This window comes from Microbacterium sp. AG790, from assembly GCF_003634765.1.
In the GTDB taxonomy this organism is placed as follows: domain Bacteria; phylum Actinomycetota; class Actinomycetes; order Actinomycetales; family Microbacteriaceae; genus Microbacterium.
The window spans coordinates 423125-438917 of the sequence record NZ_RBWZ01000007.1 but is presented as its reverse complement, the minus strand read 5'-3'; the positions used below and the strand labels follow the sequence as shown (position 1 = coordinate 438917).

The 15793-nt window shown below is 69.7% G+C and carries 16 protein-coding genes and 1 pseudogene; 11 read left to right on the top strand and 6 right to left on the bottom strand.

Features of this window, described 5'->3' with window-relative positions:
- Positions 1 to 2: 2 nt before the first annotated feature.
- Positions 3 to 128: pseudogene (locus tag DEU37_RS14930) on the top strand (hypothetical protein); the annotation flags it as partial.
- 102 nt (positions 129 to 230) lie between these two features.
- Here DEU37_RS14930 and DEU37_RS07495 read toward each other — a convergent pair.
- Positions 231 to 917, bottom strand: coding sequence for a GntR family transcriptional regulator (locus DEU37_RS07495; RefSeq protein WP_121189955.1), 687 nt, complete (start codon positions 915 to 917; stop codon positions 231 to 233).
- 59 nt (positions 918 to 976) lie between these two features.
- Here DEU37_RS07495 and DEU37_RS07490 point away from each other — a divergent pair, with 59 nt between their 5' ends.
- Both DEU37_RS07490 and DEU37_RS07485 read left to right on the top strand, forming a co-directional pair.
- Positions 977 to 2182, top strand: a complete 1206-nt coding sequence (locus tag DEU37_RS07490) for an MFS transporter (RefSeq protein WP_121189954.1) — start codon at positions 977 to 979, stop codon at positions 2180 to 2182.
- Between the two features lie 9 nt (positions 2183 to 2191).
- A complete protein-coding gene (locus DEU37_RS07485; RefSeq protein WP_005054754.1) occupies positions 2192 to 2938 on the top strand; it encodes an SDR family NAD(P)-dependent oxidoreductase in 747 nt (248 codons plus the stop codon).
- Positions 2939 to 2984: 46 nt separating this feature from the next.
- Here the strand turns inward: DEU37_RS07485 and DEU37_RS07480 are convergent, their stop codons facing one another.
- Positions 2985 to 3635 (bottom strand): GntR family transcriptional regulator, encoded by a 651-nt coding sequence (locus DEU37_RS07480; protein WP_121189953.1) that lies wholly within the window; start codon positions 3633 to 3635, stop codon positions 2985 to 2987.
- 208 nt (positions 3636 to 3843) lie between these two features.
- Between DEU37_RS07480 and DEU37_RS07475 the strand changes: the two genes are divergently transcribed.
- A complete protein-coding gene (locus DEU37_RS07475) occupies positions 3844 to 4050 on the top strand; it encodes a cold-shock protein (protein WP_005054759.1) in 207 nt (68 codons plus the stop codon).
- A 180-nt stretch (positions 4051 to 4230) separates the two neighbouring features.
- Here DEU37_RS07475 and DEU37_RS07465 read toward each other — a convergent pair whose 3' ends face one another.
- From DEU37_RS07465 to DEU37_RS07450, 4 genes are all read right to left on the bottom strand, one after another.
- Entirely contained in the window at positions 4231 to 4926 is a 696-nt protein-coding gene (locus DEU37_RS07465; protein WP_121189951.1) for an HAD hydrolase-like protein, read from the bottom strand.
- Positions 4927 to 4946: 20 nt separating this feature from the next.
- A complete protein-coding gene (gene nucS, locus DEU37_RS07460; RefSeq protein ID WP_121189950.1) occupies positions 4947 to 5639 on the bottom strand; it encodes an endonuclease NucS in 693 nt (230 codons plus the stop codon).
- 50 nt (positions 5640 to 5689) lie between these two features.
- Positions 5690 to 7012 carry an HNH endonuclease signature motif containing protein gene (locus DEU37_RS07455; RefSeq protein WP_121189949.1) on the bottom strand — a complete coding sequence of 441 codons (1323 nt, stop codon included), beginning with the start codon at positions 7010 to 7012 and terminating at the stop codon, positions 5690 to 5692.
- An 80-nt stretch (positions 7013 to 7092) separates the two neighbouring features.
- A complete protein-coding gene (locus DEU37_RS07450) occupies positions 7093 to 8328 on the bottom strand; it encodes an MFS transporter (RefSeq protein ID WP_121189948.1) in 1236 nt (411 codons plus the stop codon).
- 106 nt (positions 8329 to 8434) lie between these two features.
- Between DEU37_RS07450 and DEU37_RS07445 the strand changes: the two genes are divergently transcribed.
- Genes DEU37_RS07445 through mnhG form a run of 7 tightly spaced genes read left to right on the top strand, consistent with a single transcriptional unit; the run spans position 8435 to position 15760 of the window.
- Complete coding sequence (locus tag DEU37_RS07445; protein WP_121189947.1) at positions 8435 to 9484, top strand: LacI family DNA-binding transcriptional regulator; 1050 nt, start codon at positions 8435 to 8437, stop codon at positions 9482 to 9484.
- Between the two features lie 56 nt (positions 9485 to 9540).
- On the top strand, positions 9541 to 12468 hold the full coding sequence (locus DEU37_RS07440) for a Na+/H+ antiporter subunit A (RefSeq protein ID WP_121189946.1): 2928 nt from the start codon (positions 9541 to 9543) through the stop codon (positions 12466 to 12468).
- On the top strand, positions 12465 to 13001 hold the full coding sequence (locus tag DEU37_RS07435; RefSeq protein ID WP_121189945.1) for a Na(+)/H(+) antiporter subunit C: 537 nt from the start codon (positions 12465 to 12467) through the stop codon (positions 12999 to 13001). Before DEU37_RS07440 ends, DEU37_RS07435 begins: the two co-directional genes overlap by 4 nt.
- Entirely contained in the window at positions 12998 to 14563 is a 1566-nt protein-coding gene (locus DEU37_RS07430; RefSeq protein ID WP_121189944.1) for a Na+/H+ antiporter subunit D, read from the top strand. The genes DEU37_RS07435 and DEU37_RS07430 overlap by 4 nt, the downstream gene beginning before the upstream one ends.
- A complete protein-coding gene (locus DEU37_RS07425; protein ID WP_121189943.1) occupies positions 14560 to 15141 on the top strand; it encodes a Na+/H+ antiporter subunit E in 582 nt (193 codons plus the stop codon). Before DEU37_RS07430 ends, DEU37_RS07425 begins: the two co-directional genes overlap by 4 nt.
- Positions 15138 to 15407, top strand: a complete 270-nt coding sequence (locus DEU37_RS07420; RefSeq protein WP_121189942.1) for a monovalent cation/H+ antiporter complex subunit F — start codon at positions 15138 to 15140, stop codon at positions 15405 to 15407. The genes DEU37_RS07425 and DEU37_RS07420 overlap by 4 nt, the downstream gene beginning before the upstream one ends.
- On the top strand, positions 15404 to 15760 hold the full coding sequence (mnhG, locus tag DEU37_RS07415; protein ID WP_005054797.1) for a monovalent cation/H(+) antiporter subunit G: 357 nt from the start codon (positions 15404 to 15406) through the stop codon (positions 15758 to 15760). Before DEU37_RS07420 ends, mnhG begins: the two co-directional genes overlap by 4 nt.
- Positions 15761 to 15793: the final 33 nt, after the last annotated feature.

The window sequence follows — 15793 nt, the reverse complement described above, 5'->3', positions numbered from 1 at the left end:
GCGCGACGACGATCTGGGAGCGCTGGGATTCCCTCCTCCCCGACGGCAGCGTGAACCCCGGAGAGATGACGGGCTTCAACCACTACGCCCTCGGGGCGGTCGCCGACTGGATACATCGTGTCGACGGCGTCGAGGTGGACATCGCGCCGACACTGAGCGGGCGGGTGGAGCGCGTCGGCGTCGTCGGAACCATGCCACCGCCCACCGTCGGAGGGTGACGCGGCGCGACCTCAGCCCGCCGCTGCCGACTCCACGATCGACAGACCTCGCCCGCGCAGCCGCAGGCGCTCCTCCGACAGCGATGCGAGCAGGCGGTCGCGCGTGCCGCGGCCGTGTGCGACGACGAGCTCACGCGCGCGCTCGGCATCCCGGGCAGCGACCGCGGCCACGATCTCCCGGTGCTCGGCGGCGGCGTGGGCGCGGGAGGCGGCGCTGCGCACCTCGAGCCAGCGGGTGCGGCTGAGGCGCACGAGCGTGCCGGCGATCGCGTCGACGAGGAACGCATTGCGCGACAGTCGTGCCAGGGCGACGTGGAAGTCGCTGCCGTCGCGCAGCACGGCGTCGGCGTCGTCGTGCTCGCCGCCGGCACGGGCGATCGCGCCGAGGCTTTCCAGTTCGGCATCGTCGGCGCGGTCCACCGCGAGTGCGACGACGGCGGTCTCGAGCGCCTCGCGGTACTCCATGAGCGCACGGATCTCGCTGAGGTCGATCGGCGTCACGCGCCAGGTGCGGTCGTCGCGCCGTGTCAGTCCCTCGTTCTCGAGGCGCATGAGGGCGGCGCGGATGGGGGTGCGCGACGCACCGAGCATCGACTCGAGTCCGCGTTCGCTCAGCCGCTCACCCGGCAACAGGTCGAGGGACAGGATCGCGGCGCGCAGGCGCTCGTACGGACCGCCGGTCTCGGGGGAAGTGGTCACGTCGCTCCTATGGTGTACCAGGGTGGTATACCAGAGTGTACCCGACGGAGGATCAGACGATGCCGAGCACGAACACGACGACAGCGACGCCCACGCGAGCGTGGCTGATGCTGGCGCTGGGGGTGTTGGCGCAGGCCGCCGGAACCCTCCTCGTCTCGGCGCCGGCCTACCTGATCCCGCTCCTGCACACTCATCGCGCCATGCCCCTCGCTCAGGCGGGTCTGCTCGCATCGGCGCCCACTCTCGGCATGGTGTGCACGCTCGTCGTGTGGGGCGTGCTCACCGACAGGTACGGCGAACGGCAGATCATCGCCGGCGGGCTCGTCCTCACCGCCGTGTTCTCGCTCGCGGCCGCTGCGGCGAGCAGTGACGGCTACGTCGCCTTCGGTGTGCTCCTCGCGTGCGGGGGCGCCGCGTCGGCCAGCACGAACGCCGCGAGCGGTCGCGTCGTGATCGGCTGGTTCCCGGTGCAGCGCCGGGGACTCGCGATGGGCATCCGACAGATGTCACAGCCGCTCGGCGTCGCGACCGCAGCACTGACGGTTCCACCGCTGGCCGAGGGCGGGCTCGCCGCGCCCTTCGTCGTCGCCGCGGGGGTGACCGGCGCGCTCGCCGTGCTCTGCGCTTGGGGCATCCGCAATCCTCCGCGCCCCGCGCGCCGCATCGGCCCGGCGGATGCCGCGACCAACCCCTATCGCGGCAGCGCGTTCCTGGTGCGCATCCACCTCGCCTCGGCTCTTCTCGTCGTCCCGCAGTTCGTGCTGTCGATCTTCGGCCTGGTGTGGTTGGTGACGGCGATGGGATGGAGTGCGGCGGCGGCCGGCGCGCTCGTGGCGGCATCGCAGTTCGTGGGCGCGGTGGGCAGGATCGTCGTCGGTCACCTCAGCGATCGCGTCGGCACCCGCGTCGGCGTGCTGCGCTGGGTCGCCGGTGCCGGCGTGGTGGCGATGGCGGCGCTCGCGGCGGCCGGTGCCGTGCACGCGGACGCGCTCGTCGGCGTGCTGTACCTCGTCGCGTCCACGATCGCCGTCGCCGACAACGGCCTCGCCTACACCTCGGTCGCGGAGGCGGCCGGACCCTTCTGGTCGGGGCGAGCCCTCGGCATCCAGAACACCGGGCAGTTCGTCGCGGCGTCGGCGGTCGGCCCGCTGGTCGGGGCCCTCATCACCCTGGTGGGCTACCCCCTCGCGTTCGCGCTGGTCGGCTCGACGCCGCTCGCCGCACTCGCGATCACTCCGCGCCGAGACCGCGGCATGCACCGTTAGCGTGGTGTCATGAACGACCCGCATCGCTCCACCGTCGTCGTCTCCGGTGCCGGCACCGGCATCGGCCGTGCCGCGGCCCTCCGGCTCGCCGCCTCGGGCCGCCACGTCACCCTCGTCGGCCGCCGCCTCGGTCCGCTCCAGGAGGTCGCCGCCCACGACCCGGCGTCGTTCCTCGTCGTGGATGCCGATGTCAGCACCCCCGACGGCGCGCGCCGGGTGGCCGGTGCCGTGCGAGAGGCGGGACTCGGCTGCGCGGGCGTCGTCGCCTCCGCCGGGGGGAACGCCCCCGCGGCATCCGACGACAGCCTCGAAGCCATCCGCGATCACTGGCATGCGGGATTCGACCTCAACGTGATGACCGCGGTTCTGCTGGTCGAAGCACTGCGACCCGCGCTGGAAGCCGACGGGGGACGCGTCGTGCTGCTGTCGTCGGTGGCGGCTCTGCGCGGCTCGCGCACCGGTTCGTACGGTGCGTCCAAAGCGGCCCTGCACGCGTGGATGTTCGATCTCGCCGCACAGCTGGGTCGTTTCGGTGGCACCGCCAACGTCGTCGCGCCGGGATTCGTGCCCGGCACCGAGTTCTGGGCGGGGGTCTCGGACGAGGTCGTCCAGAACCGCATCGCGCAGACCCTCGTCGGCCGCGTGGGCGATGCCGACGAGATCGGCGGGATCATCGCCTGGCTGCTCGGCCCGGATGCCGGATGGGTGACGGCCCAGATCATCTCTGCCAACGGGGGGATGGTGCTCGGACGCTGAGCGGCGCCGGGCACCCGGCATCCGCCGATCCGCGTCGTCGGGAGCCTCAGTGCAGATCGTGCAGGCGCCTCAGCGTCTCCTCGGCGCCGCGACCGTCGCGCGCTTCGAGCTGGCGTCGCAGCGCGTGGAAGAGATCGACGCGGCTCCCGGCTGCGGTGACGAACGGGTCCCATCCGCGCAGATTGCGTTCGAAGGTCAGCGCCACTTCGCGAACGACACCGATGAAGACCGTGTTGTGGGTGGCGCGGATCATGAGCGCGAACATCTGCGTGCAGCGGGCGAACAGTCCCGCGATGTCGTGGAGTGCTGCGCTGTCGACCACGGCGTCGGCCGCCGCGAGGATGCCGTCGAGTTCCTCGTCGGTGGCATTGGCCAGGGCGAGACGGATCGCGTTGCCCATGAGGTAGGCGGCGAACACGCCCGTCTCGCGGCGCGCGCGCTCGTCGGGCACGGATACGCGGGTGTAGCGGCCGACGGCGATCTCGACGAGGCCGAACCGTTCGAGGCGCTGCAGCGCTTCCCGCACGGGAGTGCGCGAAATGCCCAGCTGTGTCGCGATGTCGACATCGCGCAGCCGTTCTCCGGGCGCGAGGGAGCCATCGACGATGGCCGCGCCGATGCGCGCGTAGACCTCATCGCTCAGGCTCACGCCAGTGGTCAGATCGTTGTGATCGATCGGGTGTAGATAAGCAGACATCTTGGTGAGACGGTTCGGGTCATCTCAGAGACGAGTGTACGGCCGCCGCCGCCCGCCGCGGGAGCGTGTCGGGCTTGCCACCTTTGGCGGTGTTCTTGCAACGTTTGTGTCACCTTGTCACATCTGATAGTGCGCGCGGGGATGCCGACCGTTAGCGTGGACCCCGTCGGCGCACTCGCGTCGGCATCGCACGTCAGTAAGGCAGTTCATGAGCACCAGCGGTACCGTCAAGTGGTTCAACTCGGAGAAGGGGTTCGGGTTCATCGCTCCCGATGAAGGCGGCGCAGACGTCTTCGCCCACTACTCCGCCATCGAATCGAGCGGCTACCGCTCGCTCGAGGAGAACCAGCGCGTTGAGTTCGAGATCGCCCAGGGCCCCAAGGGCCTGCAGGCGGAGAACATCCGACCCCTGTGATTTCGGCGGCCCGCTTCACGCGGGCCGTTTTCACGTCGGAGCGAGCCGCCGTCCACACCTTGTGCGACGGCGGCTCGTTCGTCGTGAGCGAGGATCACTCCGGATCGAGTCGCACGATCTTCTCGGCGCTCACGGCTGCATCGGCGATCGCCGCGCAGCGCCCCTCTTTCTCGGACGAGCTCAGTCGGCGTGAGACGCGGACTCTTCGTCGATGAGCAGCAGTGCCCGCAGCTGCGCCGCATCTTCCACGGCGGCGGACGCGCCATCGGCCTCGTGTGGCCAGCTGAAACCCCAGCGTACGAAGATCACCGGCACCCCCTGCGCGGCGCCGCCCTCGACGTCGTGGTGACGGTCGCCGACGAGCACCGGACGGCTCGTGTCGACTCCGGCCGCGTGTAGGCGGCGGAGGGCTTCGGCGACGATGTCGGACTTCGACGCGAGCGTCTTCTCATCGGGGGTGGAGCCCACCATCGCCGTCATGTGCGGCGCCAGGTCGAAGTGCTCCATGAGTGCGACGACCTGCACCTCCGGCTTCGAACTCGCGGTCGCCTGAGCGATGCGTGCGGTGTCGAGGTCGGCGATGATCTCGGCCACTCCCGGGTAGAGCCGCGCTCCCGTGGTGTACCCGTCGGCCTTGCCGAGGGTGCGGTAGTACGCGACGGCCTCGGTGGCCTGTTCCGGCGTCATGCCGACGTTGTCCTGGAACGAGTTGAACATCGGCGGACCGATCCAATGCACGAGCTCGTCACGCGTCGGGGCGGGCTTGCCGAAGTGCTCGAGGGCGGTCGTGAGACGGCGGAGAATGCCGTCGGAAGCATCGACGAGGGTCCCGTCGACGTCCCAGAGCACGCACGTGAAAGGGGATCGCATCGTCATGGGTCCAGCCTAGGGTGCTGTCAGAACAGTCGCGGCGCGCCCGATTCGACGCCCTTCATACCCTCGTAGTCGAGTGTCACGCAGCGGATGCCGCGGTCGCCGGCGAGCGTCTTGGCTTGCGGTTTGATCTCCTGGGCGGCGAACACTCCCGCCACCGGCGCGAGGTGGGGGTCGCGGTTGAGCAGCTCGAGGTACCGGGTGAGCTGCTCGACACCGTCGATGTCACCGCGGCGTTTGACCTCGACCGCGATCGTGCCGCCGTTCGGATTGCGCAGCAGCAGATCGACGGGGCCGATCGCCGTCGGGAACTCCCGGCGCACGAGAGTGAGACCCTCCCCGATCACGTCGACCTGCTCGGCGAGCAGCCGCTGCAGATCGGCCTCGACACCGTCCTTCTGCAGGCCGGGATCGACGCCGAGCTCGTGCGACGAGTCGTGCAGCACCTCGTAGATCCGCACGAGCAGGGCATCGCCGGTCTTCGCGTGGGTCACGCGCCAGTGTTCGATCACGCCGGCCGACGCCGACTCGGCATCCGGCGCCTCGACGCTGAGGGTGCACGGGGGGCTCATCCAGTTGAGCGGGGCGTGCTGGATGTCTCGATGGAACGCGACGGTCCCGTCGGCCTTGATCATGATCAGACGGGTCGCGAGGGGAAGGTGGGTGTTCAGCCGTCCGGAGTAGTCGACGGAGCAGCGGGCGATGATGAGACGCACCCGTCCAGTCTCGCAGTCTCCGGGGTCGGATCATCGCCGGGCGTCGATGCTCAGAAAGGCGGCGCGGATTCGGGTGGTGGAGGTGACGGCCGGTCGATGATGAAGGCGACCGGCGGGACGGGGGCGTCTTCTCGGTAGATCCGGCCCGTGGGCGAGGTCCATTCGAGCATTCCCCGAGCGTGCTGGCGCACCGTCCAGGCGGTGAACTGCTTCATCGAGTGGTGTCGCTGGCACAGGTGGGCGAGGTTCCCCAGGGCGGTGGGTCCGCCCTGGGCGTGGTCGATGGTGTGGTCGATCTCGCAGCGGATCGCGGCGCGGCGGCATCCGGGGAACCGGCAGTGCTGGTCGCGGGCTCGGAGGAACCGGCGTTGCGGTCCGGCGGTGCGGTAGCGGTCGACCGAGATCACCGTGCCGTCGATCGGGTCGGTGAGCACACGGGTGAGGGTCGGCGCGTTCGCGGCAAGACACTGAGCCGTATCGGCATCCACCGGCGTGCGCCCGACGAGATCGCAGGGCCCGTCGTCGGTGCCGAGGAGCGTGAGGACGGGCACGATCACCTGCACCTGTGCGCGGATCGCACCGAGGGCTCCCGGTCCGTCACCGGTGGCGGTGGGATCCACCGTGGGCGCACCGCTCAGCAGCAGGTCGCTGAGCACGTCCGCACGCACCTGATCGGTCGTTCGCGCATCATCGTCTTTCGGGTCTCCCGCATCGATGATGACCGCCGCTTGCTGCGTGAGACGATCCATGACCCCTTCGGCGATGACCGTCGGCAGCGTCGCCACCAGATCGGACATGCCTTCCGCCCCGGGAACGACGCGCACCCGGCGGCACGCGGCCGCCTCACGGTGGCGCTCGGTGAACGAGCGCTCCGCCGTGCGTTCCGCGAGGATCTCCACCGCCGCCCGCACCCTGTTCGGGGTGTCGCTCCCGCATAGCCGCACGGCTTCGGCCTCGAACTCGGCCCGGCGCCGCACCGGCACGACTCTGCCGGCATCCATGACGATCCGAACGTGCCCACGGGTGATCCGGCCCGACTCCCACGCGTCGAGCGTCATCGGGAACCCCTCGACCAGCTCGCGGGCCTCGCCGATGCGCTGCTGCACCGTCCGATCCGTGGCCCGCAACACGCCACCGAGTTCCGCCGCGATCGACCGCAGCACCATGTCATGCTGACGCACCGAGAGACGTTGCCCGGCGCCCTCACGGTCGGCGAGCTGCCCGGCGCGGGCCAGCACCCGCACCTCTGCGACCTGGGCCGCCGTCACGGCACGGGCGACGGCGGCGGTCTCGTCGACGAGGCCCGCCAGCGCAGCCATGAACCGGCTACCGCTCTCGGTGTCGATGACGCCCCCCGGCGCGAACTCCGTCATGGCTCCATTGTCGCGCATGCCTCGGACATTTGTTCTAATGTCCGAGCGCGAAAGCGCGGTATCCCGTCGCGGCGCACCGCTCAGTGGTGGCCTGCGCCCACCTTCGAGCCCGCGATCGGCTTGGCGGCTCCCGATGCCAGGCCGCTCATCGCGATGAGACCGACGATGATCCAGAGGGTGTTGAGGATGCCGATCTGGTGGCTGACCCAGCCGAGGACGGGCGGACCGCACAGGAACGCAACGTACCCGATCGTCGCCGCAGCAGAGACGGATGCCGCCGCCTTGCGGGGATCGTCGGCCGCCGCCGACATGCCCAGGGGGAAGCCCAGCGACGCACCGGCTCCCCACAGGGCCACGCCGATGAAGGCGACCGGAAGGTTCGGCGCGAGGATGAAGACGACCAGGCCCAGCCCGGCAGCCACCGACAGAGCGCGGAGGGTCCACACGCGGCCGATCCGGTCGACGAGCGGGCCGCCCACAGCGCGGAGCACCGTCATCGCGACGGAGAAGACGGTGAGGAAGACCGCTCCCGTGGCCTCGGACTCGTTGTGGCCGTCGACGACCGCGATCGTCAGCCAGTCGTTCGCGCTGCCCTCGGCGAAGGCCATGCCGAGGATGATCGCACCGATCGCATAGGTGCGGGGGTCGCGCCAGACCTCGAGCGCAGCATGCAGGCGCTCCCGGCGCCCCGGAGACGCGGCGTCGGGATCGATGGCGATCTGCTCCTGCAGGGGGATGGACCGCAGCGCGTTGGCCGTGATCGCGAGCCAGACGACGGCCACGGTGCCGAGGTGCCACGATGCGCCGACCCCCCATGCCGTCATCGCGACGCCGATACCGGCTCCTGCGACGGTGCCGAGGCTGAAGAACGCGTGGAACAGCGGCATGAGCGTTCGCTCGAACGCCTGCTCGACCTCGGCGGCCTCGACGTTCATCATCACGTCGGTGGCGCCGAAGCACAGGCCGAGCATCGCGAGTCCGACCACCGTCAGAGGATACGACGACAGCGCGTCCACCCCGAGAGCCGCGAGGAAGAGGCCAATCGCGATGCCCACGATCGTCACGGACAGTCCGCGCTTGGCGCCCCAGCGCACGACGACGACATTGGCCGACATCACACCGATGAGCGAGCCGGCGCCCATGGCGAACAGGAGGATGCCGACCTCGAAGTCGTCGATTCCGAGGTTCTGCTTGACGGCCGGCAGCCGCGACGCCCACGACGCGAAGGTCACGCCGCACAGGAGGAACAGCGTGAAGATCGAGGTGCGCCAACGGACGAGCTGGCGGCGGTCGAGGCGGGGGCGGGTGATCACCACCTCACTGTATCCACATTTTCTCGAATCGATTCGATCCCTTGAGGTTGAGCGCGCCACGAGGCCGATCACCGGCCCGAAACGATTCGACGCGGGTTAGCATCGGGGGGTGACGAACCGCCGGGCCACCATCGCCGACGTCGCCCGCGTCGCGGGCGTCTCGCCCTCGACGGCATCCGTCGTCTTCAGCGGCAAGACCCCGGTCTCCGACACCACCCGACTGCGGGTCATCGAGGCCGCCGACTCCCTGGGCTACACCGGGCCGGACCCCCGCGCCGCCTCGCTGCGTCTGGGCCGCAGCGGCATCGTCGCCGTCGTCGTCGGTTCATCATTGAACTTCATGTTCGTCGACCCCGTCCAGCGTCTCCTGATGGACGGGCTCGCCGAAGCCGTCGCCCCCCTCGGTGCGGGCCTCCTCCTCCTTCGCCGCGACGCCGAACTCGACATCGAGAACGCCCCGACCCTGACGACGGCGTCCATCGACGCCGCGGTGCTCATCGGCTGCGATGGGTCGCTGCGCCAGTCCCTGCCGATCGTGCAGGCCCGCGGCATCCCCGTCGTGGTCGTCGAAGGAGATGCCGGCGAGGGCATTCCGCGCATCGCTTTGGACAACCGCGACGCGCAGCGGCGAGCGGCGCAGCACATCCAAGACCTCGGTCACACCCGCGTCGCGATCGTCACCCTGTGGCCGGACGCGGCCGGGTCGGTCGGCTGGCTCGCATCGGATGCCGAGATCACCGTGGACGTGACGCGGGATCGTCTTCAGGGTGCTCGCGACGTCTTCCCCGACGCACCGGCCTTCGCCTGCGCGGGCAGCTCCATCGACGACGGATTCGCCGCGGGCCGTGTGCTGTTCGCCGACCCGCGCACGCGGCCCACAGCCGTCATCGCGCAGAGCGATCTGCTGGCCGCGGGCGTCATCCGTGCCGCCGAGGACGCCGGCCTGCGGGTTCCTCAGGACGTCAGCGTCACCGGGTTCGACGGCGTTCCCGTCGACGGGCTCGCCCCCTACGAGCTGACCACGCTCGTGCAGCCCGCGACGGCGAAAGGCCGCGCGGCGGGCGCCGCGATCGCCGCGATGCTGGACGGGCGCGAACCGGAGTCGGTCGACCTCACCTCCACATTCCGCATCGGTAATACGACCTCGCGCACCGGGTGACATCGGTCGCCCGGTAGACTGGACATCCGACCCCCGCGACCCGTCAGGAGGCCAGATTGCTCGTGCTCCTGGCTGCGTTCGCGGTGATTCCGCTGGCGTTGCCGTGGCTGGTCGGGCGTATCGGCCCGCGGGCATTCTTCGTCGCGGCGCTGCTGCCGGTCGTGGCGTTCGTGCACGCGGCCCTGGCCACGCCCGATGTCATCGCCGGACGGGTGCCGACCGAGTCCCTGCCCTGGATCCCTCAACTCGGCGTCGACCTCTCGATGCGCATGGACACCCTCGGCTGGGTCCTGACGCTCATCGTGACGGGGGTGGGAGCGCTCGTGCTGCTCTACTGCCGCTGGTACTTCGACGGAAAGACGCAGGGCGTCGGACTCTTCGCCGCCGTGCTCCTCGGGTTCGCCGGAGCGATGTACGGACTCGTCCTGACGGACGACATCATCGTGCTCGTGATGTTCTGGGAGATCACCAGCATCCTGTCGTACCTGCTCATCGGCTTCTATCACGCGCGTGGTGCGAGCCGGCGAGCCGCCCTGCAGGCCCTGCTCGTCACGACGCTGGGCGGCCTGGTGATGTTCGTCGGGGCGGTCATGCTGTCGGTGATCTACGGCACGAACAGCATCACCGCGATCGTGAGCGGCACGGCCGCGCTGAGACCGGACAGCGAGGGGCTGCTCTCCACCGCGATCGTCCTGCTGCTGCTCGGCGCGCTCAGCAAGTCCGCGATCTTCCCCTTCCACTTCTGGCTTCCCGGCGCGATGGCCGCGCCCACCCCGGTCAGCGCATACCTGCACGCGGCGGCGATGGTCAAAGCCGGCATCTACCTGATCGCCCGGTTCGCGCCCGCGTTCGCCGAGAACGAGCTCTGGCGGCCGATCGTCATCGGGCTGGGCATCTTCACCATGCTCCTGGGCGGCTTCCAGGCGCTGCGCGAATCCGATCTCAAGCGCATCCTCGCCTTCGGCACGGTGAGCCAGCTCGGCATGCTGACCGTCGTGCTGGGCTACGGAGAGCGCAACTCCGCGCTTGCGGGTCTCGCGCTGCTGATCGGCCACGCGCTCTTCAAGTCGGCGCTCTTCCTCATCGTCGGCATCATCGACCGCCAGCTGTCCACACGCGACATCGGCGAACTCTCCGGCGTCGGACGCCAGGCGCCCACGCTCGCCGTGGTGTCGATCATCGCCATCGCGTCGATGGTCGGATTCGCCCCCACGGTCGGCTTCGTCGCGAAAGAGGCGGTGCTCACCTCGCTGCTCGAGGGCGGCACCCGCCCCGACGCGCTCATCCCGCTGCTCGGCATCCTTCTCGGCTCGATCCTCACCACCGCGTACGGCCTGCGTTTCGTGTGGGGCGCGTTCTGGACGAAGAAGGATGCCGCGGGGACGGCCCGACCCGTCACACCGTGGCCCGACCCTCCCCTGGGCTTCCTTGCGGCGCCGATCCTGCTGGCGGCGTTGACCCTCGCCGCGGGCTTCGCGGCCCCGCTGCTGGACACGGCGTTCTCGGGCTACGCCGACACACTCCCCGCCGCCGGCGGATATCCGTACCATCTCGCGCTCTGGCACGGGTGGGAGCCGGCGCTGTTCCTCTCGCTGGGCAGCATCGCACTGGGCGCGGTGGTGTTCACCGTCGCGCAGCGCACGGGACGGATGCCGCGTCGCGTGCTGCCCTTCACCGCCGCCGACGTCTACAACCTCGTGCTCCGCCTGATCGCGCGCATCGCGGTGTGGACCACGACCTTCACCCAGCGCGGGTCGCTGCCGGTCTACGTCGGCACGATCTTCGTCGTGTTCGTGGCGGCCGAGGGCACGGCGCTGTTCGCCAGCAGCGACTGGCAGATCTCGCTCGACGCCTGGCAGACGCCCATGCAGCTGGTGGTCGCTCCGATAATGATCATCGCGGGAATCTTCGCGGTGCGGGCCCGAAAGCGCTACACCGGTGTCGTGCTGGTCTCGGCGACCGGGCTCGGCATGATCGCCCTGTTCGCAACCAGCGGGGCGCCCGACCTCGCCCTGACGCAGATCCTCGTCGAGACCGTCACCCTCGTGGCGTTCGCTCTGGTGCTGCGTCGCATCCCCGCGCGCCTGGGGGAGCACAACGCCTCCGTCAAGCCGATCCTCCGGGCGATCCTCGCCATCGCGGTCGGCGCGACGATGGCGATGGTCGCGATGGTCGCGACCGGAGCGCGCGTGGCGACGCCGATCTCCGAGCGCTTCCCCGACCTCGCCCACGAACTCGGGCACGGCAAGAACGTCGTGAACGTCGCTCTCGTCGACCTGCGCGGCTGGGACACGATGGGAGAGCTGTCGGTCCTGATCCTCGCCGCCACCGGTGTGGCCTCGCTGGTGTTCGTCACGCACCGCTCCGATCTCATCTCACGGTCGATCTCGGCGCTGCCGACGGGTGTCACCCGCACGCGGCGGCCCCTCATCGAAACGGCGGAGGGACCGCGGCCCCGCGGAAGCGATCCCGACAGCACGCGTCAGACATGGCTCGTGGGTGGACAGAAGGTGCGCCCGGAGAACCGGTCGATCCTGCTCGAGGTCATCGTGCGGATCCTCTTCCACACGATCATCGTCGTGTCGATCTACCTGCTCTTCGCCGGTCACAACCTCCCCGGCGGCGGCTTCGCGGGAGGGCTCGTCGCCGGCATGGCGCTCGTCATGCGCTACGTGGCGGGCGGACGATACGAGCTCGGTGCGGCGGCCCCCACGGATGCCGGGCGTCTGCTCGGCGCCGGGATGGCGCTCGCCGTCGCCACGGCGGTGGTGCCGCTGCTGTTCGGCCTGCCGCCGCTGAAGAGCGTGTTCTGGGAGGCGGAGATCCCGATCATCGGTCACATCGAGTTCGTGACGTCGACCCTGTTCGACATCGGCGTCTACCTCGTCGTGGTCGGCCTCGTGCTCGACGTGCTGCGTTCGCTCGGTGGCGAGGTCGACCGGCAGACGCAGGAACTTCGCGAGCGGGGGGTGATGGTCTCGTGACCGTCTCGGCCGTTCTCATCGTCATCATGGCCGCCCTCTTCGCGTGCGGCGCCTACGCGATGCTCGAGCGCAGCCTCACCCGCGTGCTGATCGGCTTCCTGCTGCTGGGCAACGCGACCAACCTGTTCCTGCTCGTCGTCATGGGCCGCCCCGGCATCGCCCCCTTCTTCGGCGCGGGTGGCGTCGATGAGATGAGCGACCCACTTCCGCAGGCGCTGACGCTCACGGCGATCGTCATCACCTTCGCCGTCTCGGCCTTCCTGCTCGCGCTCATCTACCGCTCCTGGCAGTTGGGTCAGGCCGACACGGTGGTCGACGACGAGGAGGACATCGCCCTTCGTGATCGCGGTGCCGTCGAAGAGGACGAGATGGACGACGAGACGTCCATCGAAGACGACGACGAGGATGCGACGACCGACTTCATCGGCACCGAGACGGCCCCGATCACGGTGCTGCACCATCGCGACCTCGACGGCATCCGCGACGACGCGCCCGTCGACCGCCCGGGCCGAGACGGCGGTGATGCGCGGTGAGCGCTCTGGTTCCCCTTCTCGTCGCCCTGCCGCTGCTCGGCGCGGGCATCGCGCTCGTCTTCGGTCGCCAGCGCCGCGTCCAGGTCGGTGTCTCGGTCGTCACGCTCACGCTCGTGCTGGCGATCGCCGCCGTGCTTCTTTACACCGTCGACTCGTCGGGGCAGGCGATCGCTGTGTCGGTGGGCGGCTGGCCCATCCCGTTCGGGATCGTGCTGTACGTCGACCGTCTCGCGGCGCTGCTCGTCGTGATCTCGAGCATCGTGCTGCTCGCCGTCCTGCTCTTCTCCGTCGGGCAGGGTGCGGCCGACGGCGACGACGACACCCCCGTGACGATCTTCCACCCCTCGTACCTCATCCTGTCGGCGGGTATCTTCAACGCGTTCATCGCGGGCGACCTCTTCAACCTGTACGTCGGCTTCGAGATCCTGCTGGTCGCCTCGTACGTGCTCATCACCCTCGGCTCCACGGAGTCGCGCATCCGCGCCGGGGTCGTCTACATCGTCGTCTCGCTCGTCTCCTCCATCCTCTTCCTCGCCGCCATCGCCGCCATCTACGGGGCGCTGGGCACCGTGAACATCGCGCAGCTGGCCGAGCGGATGACCGAACTTCCGGATTCGACGCAGCTCGTCCTGCACCTCATGCTGCTGCTCGCGTTCAGCATCAAGGCGGCCGTGTTCCCCCTGTCGTTCTGGCTGCCCGACTCGTACCCGACCGCGCCGGCCCCCGTCACCGCGGTCTTCGCGGGCCTGCTGACGAAGGTCGGCGTCTACGCGATGATCCGCACCGAGACGCAGATCTTCCGCGACAACGACGTCAACACGCTGCTGCTGATCGTCGCGCTGGCGACGATGATCGTCGGCGTCCTGGGTGCGCTGGCTCAGGCCGAGCTCAAGCGCATCCTGTCGTTCACGCTCGTCAGCCACGTCGGCTACCTCGTGTTCGGGCTCGCGATCGCGACACCCCTCGCCCTCGGCGCGACCATCTACTACATGGTCCACCACATCATCGTGCAGACCACGCTCTTCCTCGCGGTCGGGCTCGTCGAGCGTCGTGCCGGCTCGACGTCGATCCTCAAGGTGAAGGGTCTGATGCGTGCCGCACCCCTGCTGGCGGTGCTGTTCTTCATCCCGGCGATCAACCTCGGCGGCCTGCCGCCGTTCTCGGGCTTCATCGGAAAGCTCGCGCTGTTCGATGCCGCCGCTGAGGTCGGCACGCCGCTCATGTACATCCTGATCATCGGCGGCATCGTCACCTCGTTGTTGACCCTCTACACCCTCATGCGCGCGTGGAACCTCGCCTTCTGGCGCGAGGACGACGACCACACCGAGGAGACCGGCGTCGTCGACCGCATCTCGTACCTCGGCGACGCCCCGGCGGCCGACGACGAAGGCGCGCGCCGCGTCATCCCTCGCATCATGACCGCCACGACGGCGGGAATGGTCGCGGTCACCATCGCCCTCACGGTCTTCGCCGGTCCCCTCTACGCGCTGTGCGCGAGCATCGGCGACGCGCTGCTCACGCCCGTGACGCTCGTGCAGCTCGACGACGGGGGCGGATCGTGAGCCCGACATCATCGGTGGCCGCCGCCGTCTGGCGCCAGCTTCCCTTCTTCGTGTGGCTGGTCGCCCTGTGGATGCTGCTGTGGGGTCAGTTCACGGTGCTCGCCGCCGTGACAGGCGTCATCGTGGCGATCGTGGTGACGCGGGTGTTCCGACTGCCGGCGGTCGAGCTGTCGGGACGGGTGAACCTCTGGTACGGCCTCGTCTTCGTGGTGATGTTCTTCCTCGCTCTCATCCGCGGCTCGCTGCTCGTCGCCTGGCAGACCCTCCATCCGCGGCGCTACCCGGGGACAGCCGTGATCGCGGTGCCGCTGCGTACCGACGACGACCTGATCATGGCGCACGTCGGCGTCACCGCGTCGCTCATCCCGGGCTCGCTGATCGTCGACGTCGACCGTGACCGACGCATCCTGTTCCTGCACGTCATCGGCGTCTCGTCCGACGACGACGTGGACAGACAGCGCCGCGCCGTGCAGGGGTGGGAGGCGCGTATCGTGCGCGCCGTGGGATCGCGCGCGCAGCTGCGGGCCCTCCAGCAGAGCGGTGCGCGCTCGCCGCAGGAAGGGGGCGCACCCCGATGACCGTGCTCATCGTCGCCATCTACGTCGTCTTCGCCGCGGCGGGCCTTCTCACGCTGTGGCGCATCATCGTGGGACCGTCGATCCTCGACCGCGCGGTGGCGTCGGACGTGCTGCTGACGCTCGTCATGTGCGCCCTGGGCGCGGACATGGTGATCAACCATCACACCCGGTCGCTTCCGGCGCTGCTGATCATCGCCGCCGTCGGCGTCTTCGGCTCCATCGCCGTGGCGCGCTTCGTTGCACGAAGGGACAACACCGACCGATGAACGACATCCTCGACATCGCGGCCCTGGTCCTCGTGCTCATCGGCGGCCTGCTGTGCATCACGGCCGCGATCGGGCTGCTGCGCTTTCGCGATGTGCCGACGCGTCTGCACGCAGCGACGAAGCCGCAGGTGCTCGGGCTCATCCTCATCTGCCTGGCGATCGCGCTCTCGCTGCGTAGCTGGCCGGTCGTCGCGTTCCTCGTCCCCGTGGTGATGATGCAACTGGCCACGGCGCCGCTGTCAGCGCACATGGTCGGGCGCCAGGCCTATCGCAACGGCACGATCGACGAGCGCTCGCTGTACGTCGACGAGCTCGACGAAGCCCGTCGGACGCCCCCCGCCGCGGGCGGCTGAGCGCGAGAACTCCTCCCCATGGGCGGATGTGCC